Annotated in this window: 12 protein-coding genes and 2 tRNA genes; 5 read left to right on the top strand and 9 right to left on the bottom strand. The window is 49.0% G+C overall.

Annotation, left to right across the window (positions count from 1 at the left end; all coding sequences use genetic code 11):
* Positions 1–99: 99 nt before the first annotated feature.
* Positions 100–175, bottom strand: a tRNA-Ala gene (locus QZQ46_RS05675).
* Between the two features lie 56 nt (positions 176–231).
* The gene (locus QZQ46_RS05670) at positions 232–687 is read right to left on the bottom strand and encodes a flavodoxin family protein (protein ID WP_296827729.1); all 456 of its coding nucleotides are present in this window, start codon (positions 685–687) and stop codon (positions 232–234) included.
* Between the two features lie 372 nt (positions 688–1,059).
* Between QZQ46_RS05670 and QZQ46_RS05665 the strand changes: the two genes are divergently transcribed.
* Positions 1,060–1,536, top strand: a complete 477-nt coding sequence (locus QZQ46_RS05665) for a hypothetical protein (RefSeq protein WP_296827727.1) — start codon at positions 1,060–1,062, stop codon at positions 1,534–1,536.
* Positions 1,537–1,632: 96 nt separating this feature from the next.
* On the top strand, positions 1,633–2,115 hold the full coding sequence (locus tag QZQ46_RS05660) for a hypothetical protein (protein WP_296827725.1): 483 nt from the start codon (positions 1,633–1,635) through the stop codon (positions 2,113–2,115).
* Between the two features lie 82 nt (positions 2,116–2,197).
* Here QZQ46_RS05660 and QZQ46_RS05655 read toward each other — a convergent pair whose 3' ends face one another.
* The 3 genes from QZQ46_RS05655 to QZQ46_RS05645 form a co-directional block, all read right to left on the bottom strand.
* Complete coding sequence (locus QZQ46_RS05655) at positions 2,198–3,718, bottom strand: pyruvate kinase (RefSeq protein WP_296827722.1); 1,521 nt, start codon at positions 3,716–3,718, stop codon at positions 2,198–2,200.
* A gap of 270 nt (positions 3,719–3,988) precedes the next feature.
* Complete coding sequence (locus tag QZQ46_RS05650; RefSeq protein ID WP_225068932.1) at positions 3,989–5,152, bottom strand: acyl-CoA dehydrogenase family protein; 1,164 nt, start codon at positions 5,150–5,152, stop codon at positions 3,989–3,991.
* A gap of 380 nt (positions 5,153–5,532) precedes the next feature.
* Positions 5,533–5,609: transfer RNA gene (locus QZQ46_RS05645), tRNA-Pro, on the bottom strand.
* 636 nt (positions 5,610–6,245) lie between these two features.
* On the opposite strand from QZQ46_RS05645, the gene QZQ46_RS05640 reads away from it, so the two are divergent.
* Positions 6,246–6,587: a zinc ribbon domain-containing protein gene (locus tag QZQ46_RS05640; RefSeq protein ID WP_296827719.1), complete on the top strand. Its 342-nt coding sequence runs from the start codon at positions 6,246–6,248 to the stop codon at positions 6,585–6,587.
* Positions 6,588–6,607: 20 nt separating this feature from the next.
* Positions 6,608–6,970, top strand: coding sequence for a hypothetical protein (locus tag QZQ46_RS05635; protein ID WP_296827717.1), 363 nt, complete (start codon positions 6,608–6,610; stop codon positions 6,968–6,970).
* Positions 6,971–7,073: 103 nt separating this feature from the next.
* Here QZQ46_RS05635 and QZQ46_RS05630 read toward each other — a convergent pair whose 3' ends face one another.
* The 4 genes from QZQ46_RS05630 to xylB all read right to left on the bottom strand — a co-directional run bounded on the left by QZQ46_RS05630 (position 7,074) and on the right by xylB (position 11,818).
* Positions 7,074–8,093 carry a LacI family DNA-binding transcriptional regulator gene (locus tag QZQ46_RS05630; protein WP_296827713.1) on the bottom strand — a complete coding sequence of 340 codons (1,020 nt, stop codon included), beginning with the start codon at positions 8,091–8,093 and terminating at the stop codon, positions 7,074–7,076.
* Positions 8,094–8,214: 121 nt separating this feature from the next.
* Complete coding sequence (locus tag QZQ46_RS05625; protein WP_296827711.1) at positions 8,215–8,832, bottom strand: DUF4867 family protein; 618 nt, start codon at positions 8,830–8,832, stop codon at positions 8,215–8,217.
* Positions 8,832–10,271 carry a sugar porter family MFS transporter gene (locus tag QZQ46_RS05620; RefSeq protein WP_296827708.1) on the bottom strand — a complete coding sequence of 480 codons (1,440 nt, stop codon included), beginning with the start codon at positions 10,269–10,271 and terminating at the stop codon, positions 8,832–8,834. Before QZQ46_RS05620 ends, QZQ46_RS05625 begins: the two co-directional genes overlap by 1 nt.
* Positions 10,272–10,294: 23 nt before the next feature.
* Positions 10,295–11,818 carry a xylulokinase gene (xylB, locus tag QZQ46_RS05615; protein WP_296827705.1) on the bottom strand — a complete coding sequence of 508 codons (1,524 nt, stop codon included), beginning with the start codon at positions 11,816–11,818 and terminating at the stop codon, positions 10,295–10,297.
* Between the two features lie 306 nt (positions 11,819–12,124).
* Between xylB and QZQ46_RS05610 the strand changes: the two genes are divergently transcribed.
* On the top strand, positions 12,125–13,609 hold the full coding sequence (locus QZQ46_RS05610; protein ID WP_296827702.1) for an L-fucose/L-arabinose isomerase family protein: 1,485 nt from the start codon (positions 12,125–12,127) through the stop codon (positions 13,607–13,609).
* Positions 13,610–13,715 lie beyond the last annotated feature (106 nt).

The raw sequence follows: 13,715 nt of genomic DNA, 5'->3' as shown, positions 1-13,715 counted from the left end.
ATCTTTTAAATTGCCCCCACAAATGACTATACCTTAGTATTAGGGAGATTATAAAAATAACCACGCAGTTCGCAAACTGCGTGGTTATCACATTTCTTATGGTGGAGATAAGGAGGATCGAACTCCTGACCTCTTGCATGCCATGCAAGCGCTCTCCCAGCTGAGCTATACCCCCATGTATTGGCTACAAAAGAGATTATAGCATTAACAGCCGGTTACTGTCAAGCATTTTTAAGCAGCCGGATCATTTTCCAGACGGCTGTATGTATTTTCGGCGAAGTTCTGTACGCTTTCCGTATCGAGCAGTTCATCAACGCCCAAGGGCAGTTCTGCCATGCTTTCATCGACATAGACGACGTGCGTGCCGGCAACCCAGACGCCAGCCGGCAGCAGTTCGACGGCCTGACGAAGGTTCTTTGAGATATCGTCCGAGAAAAGGTCGCGATGCATCGTAGCAAAGATGGCTGCTTTCTTAGCCTTCAGGCGCGGCAAAACAGCCCGCGACTTTTCGTCAAGCTTAAGGTTCAAGAACCAAACGCCGACAAAGACAATATCGTAATCATCGAAGTGTTCTGGAGCCTGTTCCATAGGCAGAAAATCCGTATTCGCCGGTAAAACAGAGCGGACCGCTTCGGCTAATTTTTTCGTTCTTCCCGTTTCGGAGGAGTACAAGACTAAAGCTTTCATAATCCCATCCCCTTTCATTAAAATAAGTATCTTTCTGTGGCCTTACTATACCATAAAAACAAAGAAAAATCCGTTGCATTTGCAACAAATTGATAATTATTTTTATTTATCGCTCAGGAAGTATAAATCGTCCTATTCGCACCTAACACCCATATGTCTGAACCAAATTCTTGGCCCTTTAAATCCCCCATCAGGAATGCTTCATGATTACAATACGACGCTACAAGTAGAAGTAAGATAATTGGATCTGTATTTCTGCTAAATCACCTCGTAAGGCATCCTTAAAATCAATTTATATAATTTTAACAAAATTATATTTTTAGTGTATAATGATAATATATGTTTTGATACGAGAAAGAAAGCGAATACGCTATGGGAAGTGGATTTTCAGGAGGTGCCGTGATGAGAAGAATACTTCAGGGACTATGCGCGTTTGTCTTTTTATTTGCCCTTGCCTTTCCGCTGCATGATGTGTCTGCCAAGCCAAGGTATTTTGACGATGCACAGAATTATTTGATTTGGGATACGGGTACCCACCACGGATCGGCCGTTGATTTATCCTCGGCCGTCGTCGTGAAGGACACGCCGGAATATATCATCATTGCTGCTCTGGACTATTTCGTTACCTATGATAAGTCCGCAGAATATCCCATGCGTTCTCAGAATACGGTCTATTTTAAAGAGTATAAACAGACATCTGATTTATATTTTACGTCCGATTATGAAAACAGGTATCAAAATGGAGAATGGCGTAAATTGACAAACGTATTCGTCATGATTCGCCATGCTTACCCGATAATAAAAGAACGAGCCATACAGAATACAAAGAAGATTTCAGCCCAATCATGACGATGCTGCAAGGTGAGCTCCGAAACACAAAGGTCTTAGCACTGAATTAAAGAGTAACTTATCTTCCTGTCAAAGAAAGGTTGGTGCATTCCACTCATGAAAAAGAAGCTTCTCTCCGTTTTGGCAATACTCGTTTGTTCCGGAAGTATCGCCATGGCAAAAGTTCCCTTAAATGAAGCCGTTTTAGGCGGCATCTACCCGGGCATGCCGGTTCAGGAAATGATTCAAATCTATGGCGAACCCCTAAAGGGTGAAGTCAGCTATGCTGCCGGCATCCAAGTCTATGCTCAAAAAATGCATTACGGCGACTCCGTGTATCTCTATGCTCAAAGTGACTATCAGAGCGGTCCCTTTGAAATAGTTATGATTAACATTACGGCCAATAACGGCTTTGCTACCCCGTCAGGGATTCACGTCGGTTCCACCCGGGAAGACGTCATCCGGACCTACGGCCAGCCGGATATCCGCTTTGCCCCTACGCATCCGGAACTTTGGTATAAACCGGGTAATGGCCTCGACATGGTCTTTCATATAAAAAACGGCGTTGTCACAAGAATTGGCTTAGGATGGAATAGTTGATACAAGACCTAAAAAAGGACTGCCAAACAAAAAATCAGAGAAGGAATGGACTTCATTCCTTCTCTGATTTTTTATGTTCACTTTATAGTTTTCCGTTTTCAAACATATTTTGGGCGATGTGCAGGGCCCGCAGCTGGGATGTTTTCTTATGCTGGTGTTGTTCCATGCGCAATAGGATGTTAGTCAGGGCTGTGACGGCTTCTACGATGTACGGTCCTTTATTGAGCATAACGCATTCGGCCCGTTCCCCCATGGCGGCGTCGGTAATTTCAGCTCGCGACGGAAGGCCTTTTTTGACCAGATTTTCAAGGACTTGGGTCGCCCAAATGACCGGCACGTGGGCCGCTTCACAGATCCACATGATTTCTTCCTGCAGTTCGGCAAGTCTCCGATAGCCGACTTCAACGGCCAAGTCACTTCGGGCAATCATGATGCCGAGGGGCTGTTTTGACGCGGCCTGAACGATGATTTCCGGCAGGTTATCTACGGCTTCCTGGTTTTCAATTTTAGCTACCAGGGCAATTTGGCGGTAAGCTTTGCCGCAGCGTTTTTGAAGTTCCCCCTGCAGGAGGGCCACGTCGGCCGCCGATTTAACGAAGGAGTACCCGATGGCATCGGCATACTGTACGACAAAATCCAAATCTTCTTTGTCTTTGTCCGTAAGAGGCGACAATTTCATCGGCGTCTGCGGGAAGTTCAGACTCTTTTCATTCTTTATTTTCCCGCCCAAGGGCTTCGTATAGGTAATGGTCAAATAAGCCCCTTCAGGCGTCACTTTCTCAACGATAGCCCGAATTTTTCCGTCATCGATAAGGACCGGCTGACCGGCTTCCATGTGTTCAAAGACTTCGGGGATACTGCACGAAATGACGATATTTCCTTTATACTCTTCAGGATAGGCTGAAATCGGTCCGGATACTAAAAAGACCTGTTCGCCGGGCATGACCCGCGCTTCACTATAGCGAAGCAGAACCGACTCGATGCGAACTTTCGGCCCTGCCAGATCCATGTAAACCTTGCAGTGATTTCCCGTTTCTTGTTCGGCCCGCCGAATATAGGAAATCATCGTCCCCCAAAGTTCCTGTGAGTCGTGAGCGCAGTTGATGCGAGCACAGTCCATGCCGGCTGCCACTAAGTCGCGGATAAGGATTCCGTTGTCCTCTGCTGCTTCAGTAGGCAATGTCACCATGATTCTCGTCCCGGTCTTACCCGTTCCAAAAATCCGCCCCGTATTGTAGGTTAAGAGGCCGTCGCCATAGAAAAATCGCCGCTGCTGCGGATAAGGAACGAGGTTCTGTTCCGGCTCCCGGCAGATACGGCCCAGGGAGGCCATGACGGCATCGAGATTAGTAATGGCCCGGGCTTCGCCTCGTCCGAGGGACGACAGGCCAAAGGGCAGCAGTGAACGCTGTATCTTTCGCAGATCATGACAGCGAAGAGCCAAGTAAAAGGCCATATTCCAAGCACTATAGGTAAAGTGTCTCCGCTGTATCAGAGGCTTCCACTGCCGGTATAAGGCGTCGCCCCGCGAGAGGACGTCCTTCCGCAGTCTGCAAAGGACGTCGTAAAGCTCTTTCGCTGATGGATATATATCTTGTTCCAATTCATTCACCCCATTTGCATGATTTTTATTCATATAATTTATTATATTCCTGTACACAAACTTTCTCAACGCCGGCAGCCTTGCTTTACACTTATTTTACACCCCTTTAAAAGCCTAATTTCACCTAAAAAAACACAGCGTCTTGCAGTCCGTCAAAAAGCCGTACCTAAAATAAAAAAGACTGTCGTACACGCCGGAATTCTTCACGATGCCCCCGGCACAGGAAAGTGCCGGGGCCAAGTACAACAGTCTTTTTCGTATAAAATAATCTTATTTCTGAGCTGCTACGAAACCTGCAATGACCATGCGCTGAACTTCATTGGTGCCTTCATAAATCTGCATGATCTTAGCATCACGGACCAATTTTTCAACCGGATATTCACGGCTGTAACCAAAACCACCGAGAATCTGAACGGCTTCTAAAGCAACTTCTACGGAAATGTCACCGGCAAAGCATTTAGCGATAGCTGCTTCACGAGTATAGCTCCGTTTCGGTTCGGCATAATAGGTGTTGAGGAAGTTGATGATAGCCGACCGAGCGACTTCGGTCTTCATGTCCATGTCAGCCAGTTTAAAGGAAATAACTTCATGTTTGATGATCGGTTTGCCAAAGGTAACGCGTTCTTTCGCATATTTGACGGCTTCATTAATAGCCCGCTGCGCAATACCGACAGCCAGGGAAGCTACCATCGGACGAGCGAGGTCCAAGGTCTGCATAGCATAGACGAAGCCCTTGCCTTCTTCACCGATGAGGTGATCAGCCGGAATGCGGACATCCTGGAAAATGACTTCCGTCGTATTCGACAGGCGGATACCCATCTTGTCTTCTTCTTTACCGACAGAAACGCCCGGGCGATCACGTTCTACAATGAAGGCCGAGATGCCTTTTACGCCCTTCGATTTGTCCGTAATGGCAAATACCGTATAAACGGAAGCGACGCCGCCGTTGGTAATGAAGCATTTTGTACCGTTGATGACGTATTCATCGCCTTCTTTGACAGCAACCGTCGTACCGGCAGCCGCATCGGAACCTGCGTTCGCTTCAGTTAGGCAGAATGCGCAGAAACCGCTGCCCTTTTCACCGGTCAAATATTCTGCATACAGTTTCTTTTGAGCGTCGTTGCCGTGCTGGAGAACCGGTTTGAGGCCGAGACCCGAAGCTGCAATAGCCGTAGCCACGCCGGCGTCGACTTTAGACAGTTCTTCATAAACAGCAGCAACCGTGTAATAATCCTGTCCCATGCCGCCGTATTCTTCAGGAATCTCTAAGCCGCAAAAGCCGATATCAACGGCTTCCTGGTAAATATCCAAAAGTTTTTGGCCCGGTTCTTTTGCTTCATCCAATTCATGCACAAAGGGAGCTACTTTCTTTTCCGCAAAGTCCCTTGCCAAGGCGACGAGATCCTGCTGATCCTTATTGAGAATATAACCCATGATAAAAAAACCTCCTCTAACAATGAACAACAAAAAACAATACGACGGCGGTAACTATACTATTCATACTTATATTCTATCAAATATTCGCATATAAAGAAAGTTTTAAATAAGATAAAAGCATATTTTAATTCTATTTTAAGAATATATTATCAAAAACTTATATCTGTCTAAGCCCTCATTTATCTGCTAAAAACGCTCTGTCCTCAAAAAACTCTAAAAAAAAGGACGAGCCATTTGCCCGTCAAAAAAAAGATTTCCGTCAAACCTTATCGGAAAATTATTCATAATTAAGTTCCACTGCCTGTCGGTATAAAAAAAAGAACCATTCTCCGTATCACATCACTCAAAATGATATAATCCAGAGAATGGCCATGTTTTGGTCGGAACGGCGAGATTTGAACTCGCGACCTCTTCCACCCCAAGGAAGCGCGCTACCAAGCTGCGCCACGTCCCGTCAACCTTTGTCCTGTCGACCTTTTAATTTTAACTGATTCAAGGGTACTTGTCAAGTTCTAATTTTCCAATCTACTATCGTGGAGCAAGGGGAACTCTGTGACAATTCATGAATTTCATACCGACAAAGACTTGCGACAAAAAGAAGGCGACTCACTTCCATTTATGATATCCGGAATGGATATATTTAACGATTAGTTGTATACTATATTTAATTAAAACAAGAGGTGGTACATTTGAATATTATCGGACACACACACTACATCCGGAACAACCTTCTCGCCTTCCTATTCGGCGTTCTAGCCCCATCGATGCTTCTTTTGGGATCCCGCGACGATACTGGCAGCATTTATCTCACAGCCAGTTTGCTCGCCTTTCTGCCAGCGAATATCGCTTATCGTAAAGGCCGAAACTTTGCGAAATGGTTCATCTACGGCATACTCTTATGGTTAATCGCTACAATTCATAGTATATGCATCCATGATAATGACAAGGCAAAAGCCAGAAAAGGGTACCAAAAATGCCCTCACTGCGGTGAATACAGCCGACCGGAAGCGACCGTCTGCCGCTGCTGCGGCCGTGATTTATTTATATCCTAAAAATCCGGATAGTTTCCACATAACAAGAGGTGCTCATTTTGAATATTTTGAAGAATAAAGACATCCTCATCGTCATCGCGTTAATCATAATTCCTGCCATGTTTCTGTGGCGTTTTGACATTTTTCCGGCATTCGCATATGTCATCGCCTGCCTTGTCGCCTTGATTCCGGCCGTCATCGCTGCCAACAAAGGCTGTAATCTCGTCTTATGGTTCATATACGCCCTGTTCCTCTGGTTAATCGCCTTCATCCATAGTTTACTTCTCAAAGACAATGACGGGTCCTTGAGGCAGAGAGGGTACCGTAAATGTCCCTATTGCGCAGAGTACATCCGACCGGAAGCAAAAATTTGCCGTTACTGCGGCCATAGTTTATCTTAACCATTATAAGAGGTGTCATTATGGAAAAACCACACCATGTACGTGATTCGTTAACCGCTTTTTTAATCTTTTCTATTCTCGTTCCCATTCTATTATCCGATGTGAACTTATTGGGAAATAACGGCGATATCTATATAGAGTATTGGATTTTCTCTGTATTAGCCCTGGTCCCCGCCAACATCGCCTCTCATAAAGGCCGCAGTTTTGCCATATGGTATATATACGGACTTTGCCTTTTTCTAATCGCCTTCATTCATAGTTTATGCATCAAAGATAATGATATGGCAAAAACCCTCAAGGGCTGGCATAAATACCCTTACTGTGGCGAGTTCAGCCGCCCGGAAGCCACCGTCTGCCGCTGCTGCGGCCGTGACTTGCCTTAGCCTCATTTCTTGAAAACTTCGCACAACACAAAAAGCCCTTCCCTATCATGACAGTATACACGGTCACGATAGGGAAGGGCCTTTTTTATATATTACGCTTATCTTATAAATTTTCCAGGAGCTTGATTTCATTCTTTAGGATATAGCGCTCCCGTTCCGGTTTTTGATCATTGACCAGGTACTGGAAAGCCAAGTCCATGGCCCGATATCCCTGCTGGTACGGGTGCTGATAGATGATCGTCTTTAAGACGCCCTGCTTCATCATATCGACGGTCGTTGGCGTGCTGTCGAAGGCGACGATGGTCAGGTCTTTTTCTTTTTTCAGGCTGACGACGGCCCGACAAGCACCGTACACACCACCGGCGACGATGAATAAGGAGTCGATGTCAGGATGTTCTTCGAGCATCTTCTTCGTCTCTTCGTAAGATATGATTTCATCATCCTTGTTGACGGCTGTCGAGAGGACCGAAAAGCTCGGCAAGGACTTCATGCGCCGATAAAAGCCTTGGAGTCGAAGTTCATGGCCCCAGGCATGGCGCGACCCGGTAATGATGCCGATTTTGGCTTCCGGTCCGCGCAGGAGCTGCAGCAGAGCACAGGCCGTTTCGCCGCCGTTGGCATAGTCGCTGCCGACGTAGCACTGACGGCGGCAGTTTTGTACATCGTTATTGACGGTTACAACGAAGACGCCCTTATCGACTAAGGCGTCGATGGCCTCAGCGATTCGTTTATCGTTAATGGGGCTGATGATGAGGCCGCTCACGGGAACCGCTTCCAGCTCGGCAATAAGTTTCAACTGGGCGTCTACATCAAACCCCTTCATATGACGCATCGTCAACTGGATGCCATAGATCTGATAGCGGCTTTCTGCCGTCTCGATACCGCGAATGATTTCATCGAAGAAGGCATTGCCTTCTGAATTCAGAATAACGCCGACAATGGGCCGATGCCGTCTGGCTGCCAGGGCCTTGCCGGCCGGATTCGGTTTATATCCCAATTGCTTTACCATATTCATAACGGCTTCAGCCGTTTCCGGCTTGACTCGTCCCCGGCCGTTGAGGACCCGGTCTACGGTCCCTCGTGAAACGCCGCAAAGTTCAGCAATTTTTTTAATCGTTACCATACTTCTCCCTCACTTATCCTCATGCTTAAGGTTAACTGATCCTCTCTATTGTACCAAACATTGCGGCATGATAAAAGGAACTATCTATAAAGTTCGCGCTTTATAAATAGTTCCTCATCTGTCAAATCTTAATATTCTCTCCAACCAGGCCTATCCAAGCATGGTCCTTTTGCAGCCCGCTCTCTTCATGAGCGATGAGCCACTTGTTGACGGCAAAGAGCAGGGCATTTTCGCCATGACCGCCGACCTTATGGGGCAAGGCCTCGTTGGTGCCTTTCGGAAGGACGACGCCGCAGCGAAATTCTTTTCCGTCGACGCTGCACGGTGCAAAGTGAAGGGTCGTCGCATAGAGCTCAACTGCCGTTCCAGCCGGAACGAAGAAGGCTTCCACGCGGGCCGTATCATAGGTGTAAGAGGATAAATCGATATCCTGCTGACGGCCGACTAATAAGATGAGGTCTGTCGCAGCGATGTCAATTTCAGAAGACCGGTGATATTCCAAGGCATTGAGCGTATCATTGTGACCGCTGCAGTGGCCGAATTCAATGGGAAGGAAACCAAAGGATTCCTCTTCCAAGGTTTTTGCCAGAGGCAGGGCTTCAAAAGCCCCGACGGACGGCTCATACATCGTCCCTTCCGATACAACAGGGACGCTGTTCATAACTTCTGCAAATTCTTTAATATCGACATCGAGGACCCGTCCGTAGACGGCGAATTCTTTATCCGTTACTTGTTTCATTACTGATTACCTCCGTGAATCCCAATATTTTTCAACTTCATGCCGGACATCAAGTTCTTTTCAATCTGTTCCAAAGAAACATTCTTCGTTTCCGGGACAAAGGCAAAGGTCAGGGCAATGAAGACGGCATTCAAACCGGCGTACATCCAGAAGGTCATGGAAGAGCCGAGGGCATCGATGAGGCTGAGGAAGGTAGCACCGACGATGGCGCAGGTGATCCAGTTGGTCATGGTCGAGCAGGCAACGCCGAATTCGCGCATCTTAAGGGGCTGAATTTCCGAGCAGAGGACCCAGACGATAGGGCCGGCACTCATGGCAAAACCAGCGATGAAGATCATGGTCATGATAGCAGACAAGTAGCAGACCCAAGGAGCGGGATTTCCGCCTTCGATGACGGCCATGCAGAGACCCATGACGACCATAGCCGCTGCCATGACGGCAAAGCCGATTTTCAGGGCCGGTTTACGGCCGGATTTATCGACAGTGTAGACGGCAATGAGGGTTGCCAAAACGAAGACGATACCGTTGATGACCGTGCCGATCATCTGGTCTTCCGTGCTGGAAAAACCACCGAGGCTGAGGATTTTCGGCGAATAATACATGATGACATTAAAGCCTGTAAACTGCTGCATAGCCTGGAGCAGGACGCCGAGGAATACGGCGCGGCGAACATTCTTATTGGCCCGTAATAAGGACCAGCCGGCCTGTTTTACTTTCAGTGTATCTTGAATATCTTTTAATTCAGACTTTGCCAAGTCAATATCGGCATGGAGGGTCTGGAGGACATTTTCCGCTTCCGAAAAACGACCCTTGGCAGCCAGCCAGCGCGGGCTTTCAGGCAGCATGAAGACAGTCAGGATTAAGACGACAGCCGGAATGGCAATGACCGTCAGCATCATGCGCCAAGAGCCGCTGTAACTGAAGTACGTATTGGACAGGAAGGCCGACAGAATCCCGACCGTAACCATAAACTGATAGCCTGAAATGACCTGGCCGCGCGAATCTTTATCGGCCATTTCTGCTAAATAAAGGGGTGCCGTATAGGACGCAATGCCGACGGACAAGCCGAGGATTAGGCGAAAACCGATGAGCATATCAACGTTCAGGGCAAGGCCGGATCCGACCGAGCCGACGATAAACAGGGCGGCACCGGTAAGGAGGCTGCGCTTTCTGCCGATGCGGGCCGTCATAAAAGCGGCACAGAGGGCGCCGATGGCAGCGCCTACCATCATACAGCTGACAACCCGTTCCTGGGCGGCACTGTTGAGTCCCCATTCAGCCGTAATAAAGGGCAGGGCTCCGGCGATGACCCCTTGGTCGAGGCCAAACAGCAAACCTGCCATGCCGGCCGTAAAATAAATGAATTTCCGTACTCGTGAAGCGTTCGATTTGGATAAAGCCTTTTCGTCACAAATCATGGCTGCATCTTGATTCATCATGGTCACATCTCTCCTAACGGCGTTTATAAAGTCGCCAAATCTTGATAACATCCGGCTAATTGCCGATATAATTTCTGATATAAAGCGTGGCCTTTTTCATAATAGGCGTGGGCTGTCGGATCGGGCTGGCAATAGGTATTGGTATCGATGAAGTCGCGGCAGGCCGTAACGACGCTCTTAAACAATCCGGCTCCGACACCGGCCAGGATAGCGGCTCCCAGAGCCGGACCTTCCTTCGACGATACGGTTTTGACTTCACAGTTATACATATCGGCCAGCATCTGACGCCACAAGGGGCTCCGTCCGCCGCCGCCGCAGGCCATCATTTCCTGAACGACGATACCCATGTCGCGGAGGATATCCTGACAGTCCGTCAGTGAATAGCCGACGCCTTCCATGACGGCCCGGAGCATGTCGTCCTGGGTATGGATGGCCGATAAGCCGAAGAATACGCCGCGGCAGTCCGGGTCGAGGTGGGGTGTCCGTTCGCCCATAAGATAAGGTAAATAGATGAGGCGGCGGCTTCCCATCGGTACATCTTCAACGTGGTGGTCCATGACGACATAAGGATCAAGACCTGCCTGTTCTGCCTCTTTCATATAGTCATGTCCCAAGGTATCACGGAACCAGCGAAGTGACAAGCCGGCAGCCTGTGTTACCCCCATGACATGCCAACAGCCGGGAACGGCGCAGCAGAATGAATGGACGCGGCCCTTCGGATCGATATGAAGATCGCTCGTATGGGCAAATACGACGCCGCTGGTCCCGATGGTCGTAAAGGCCCTGCCGTCACTGACGATGCCCGTTCCTACAGCAGCCGCTGCATTGTCACCGGCACCGCCGACAACGATGGTCTGAGGCAGGAGGCCCGTTTCTGCGGCAAAGGCCGGAGTCAGGGTTCCCGTCACATCGGGTGATTCGTAGACTTTAGCCAGCCACGACGGATCGATATCAAGACGGTCCAGGATTTCATCGGACCAACAGCGGCGGCGGACATCAAGGAACTGCATGCCGCTGGCATCGGAAACGTCGGTTGCATATTGGCCGGTCATGCGCAGGCGAACATAATCTTTCGGCAGTAAAATGTGACGGCACTGCCGATAGTGTTCCGCTTCATGATTGCGAACCCACAGGAGTTTCGACGCCGTAAACCCGGTCAGGGCCGGATTGGCCGTAATCTCCATCAACTTCTCGGCACCAACGGTCCGGGTAATTTCGATACATTCTTTCCCCGTCCGCTGGTCGCACCAGATGATGGCCGGTCGGATGACTTCTTCCTTTTCATTCAGCATGACCAGGCCGTGCATCTGACCCGATAATCCGATACTGACGATGTCTTTCGCTTCAACGGGGTACTTGGCTAAGATTTCCCGTATCGTCTGTACCACAGCTTGATACCAATCTTCCGGCTGCTGTTCGGCCCAGCCGTTTTGGGGCTGATACAACGGATACTCACAGGATGCCATAGCAACGGCCTGGCAGGTATCGTTGAAGAGTACCGTCTTGGTCGCCGAGGTACCAATATCAATTCCCATTACATACTTCATATATCTTCCTCCCTATGTTCCCTCGTATATCCGGGGACTGCTTACCTTATTGCGTGCTCAAGCACATGTCTATGGTTGAAGTATACCATGACAAAATTAGATGGTCAACGGGAATCTTCATACATGCACTTTTGCTATATTCCAGCATCTACCTGTATTTTTTCTGCATAATGCTGTCTTTCGTAAAAAAACAGCAATCTTAGTATTGACACGAATTTGACAAGCGTGCTATCATTCCCTTAACGAAATGTGCCTAGGCACTCAAAAAAATTACACGTATCCCTACATGGGAAAGGAGACCTTATTATGAATATTCCCGAAGTGAAATGCGGTATTATTTCTGTCAGCCGCGACTGCTTTATTATTTCTTTATCTCAGAACCGCCGTCAGGCCATCGTCGATGCCTATACAAAAAAATACGGTGACCTCTATGAAGTACCGACGGTCGTAGAAAACGAAACGGACATGCTCAAAGCCGTTGAAGAAGCCAAGGCTGCCGGCTGCAATGCCTTAGTCGTATTCTTAGGAAACTTCGGCCCTGAAACGCCGGAAACCTTGATTGCCAAATACTTCGACGGCCCGGTCATGTACGCTGCCGCCGCCGAAGAAACGGGCAAAAACCTCATCAACGGCCGCGGCGACGCTTACTGCGGCATGCTGAACTGTTCATACAACCTGGGCCTGCGTAAATTAAAAGCCCATATCCCGTCGTACCCCGTAGGGACGGCCGAAGAAGTCGCTGCCATGATTGCCGAATTCCAGCCCATGGCCCGCACCCTTATCGGCCTCAGCCAGTTGAAAATCATCACTTTCGGGCCTCGTCCGCAGGACTTCTTCGCCTGCAACGCTCCGATTAAGCCCCTCTATGACTTAGGCATTGAAATCGAAGAAAATTCTGAATTGGACCTCCTCGTATCGTACCAGGCCCATAAAGACGACCCGCGCATTGCCGACGTCGTCGCCGATATGACCGAAGAACTCGGCAAAGACGGCAACCCCTGGCCGGACCTCCTGCCCCGCATGGCACAATATGAACTGACCCTCCTCGACTGGGCAGAAGCGCATAAAGGCTCCCGTCAGTATATCGCCTTTGCCAATAAATGCTGGCCGGCCTTCCCGTCCCAGTTCGGCTTTGAACCGTGCTACGTCAACAGCCGTCTCGTATCCCGCGGCATTCCCGTCGCCTGTGAAGTCGACATCTACGGTGCTGTCAGCGAATACATCGGCATGTGCGCCAGCGGCGACACGGTCACCCTTCTCGACATCAATAACTCCGTCCCCCGCGATCTCTACGAATCGGACATCAAACCGACGACGAACTACACCCAGAAAGATACCTTCATGGGCTTCCACTGCGGCAACACGCCCCTTTGCAAGTTGAAAAAGGGCGGCGTAAAATACCAGCTCATCCAGAACCGCCTCTTAGAAGACGGCGGCACGCCGGATATCACCCGCGGTACCTTAGAAGGGGACATCGCTGAAAGCCCGATTACCTTCTTCCGCCTCCAGAGCACGGCCGGCGGTCAGCTCCGGGCTTACATCGCACAAGGTGAAATCCTGCCGGCAGCAACCCAGTCCTTCGGCGGCATCGGCATCTTTGCCATCCCCGAAATGGGCCGTTTCTACCGCCACGTCCTCATCGCCAAACAGTATCCCCATCACGGCGCCGTTGCCTTTGCCCACATCGGAAAAGTTCTCTTCTCCATCTTCCAGTACCTCGGCATCGAAGACATCGCCTTCAACCAGCCGAAAGGCATGCTCTACCCCAACGAAAACCCCTTTGACATGTAAAAAGTCCACGCATATCAAAAGACGGCACGAATTATTTCGTGCCGTCTTTTCGATAAGGTATAATATTTTTCGCAAAATAAAATAAAGACATGAATCTCCCCATTTG

The organism is uncultured Megasphaera sp. (genome assembly GCF_900539295.1).
Classification (GTDB): Bacteria; Bacillota; Negativicutes; order Veillonellales; family Megasphaeraceae; genus Megasphaera.
This window is presented reverse-complemented; position numbering and strand designations above follow the sequence as displayed.

Coding starts and splice junctions, on each gene's coding strand:
- QZQ46_RS05670 (WP_296827729.1), bottom strand. CDS start 687: ATGAAAGCTTTAGTCTTGTACTCCTCCGAAACGGGAAGAACGAAAAAA.
- QZQ46_RS05665 (WP_296827727.1), top strand. CDS start 1,060: ATGGGAAGTGGATTTTCAGGAGGTGCCGTGATGAGAAGAATACTTCAG.
- QZQ46_RS05660 (WP_296827725.1), top strand. CDS start 1,633: ATGAAAAAGAAGCTTCTCTCCGTTTTGGCAATACTCGTTTGTTCCGGA.
- QZQ46_RS05650 (WP_225068932.1), bottom strand. CDS start 5,152: ATGGGTTATATTCTCAATAAGGATCAGCAGGATCTCGTCGCCTTGGCA.
- QZQ46_RS05635 (WP_296827717.1), top strand. CDS start 6,608: ATGGAAAAACCACACCATGTACGTGATTCGTTAACCGCTTTTTTAATC.
- QZQ46_RS05630 (WP_296827713.1), bottom strand. CDS start 8,093: ATGGTAACGATTAAAAAAATTGCTGAACTTTGCGGCGTTTCACGAGGG.
- QZQ46_RS05625 (WP_296827711.1), bottom strand. CDS start 8,832: ATGAAACAAGTAACGGATAAAGAATTCGCCGTCTACGGACGGGTCCTC.
- QZQ46_RS05620 (WP_296827708.1), bottom strand. CDS start 10,271: ATGATGAATCAAGATGCAGCCATGATTTGTGACGAAAAGGCTTTATCC.
- xylB (WP_296827705.1), bottom strand. CDS start 11,818: ATGAAGTATGTAATGGGAATTGATATTGGTACCTCGGCGACCAAGACG.
- QZQ46_RS05610 (WP_296827702.1), top strand. CDS start 12,125: ATGAATATTCCCGAAGTGAAATGCGGTATTATTTCTGTCAGCCGCGAC.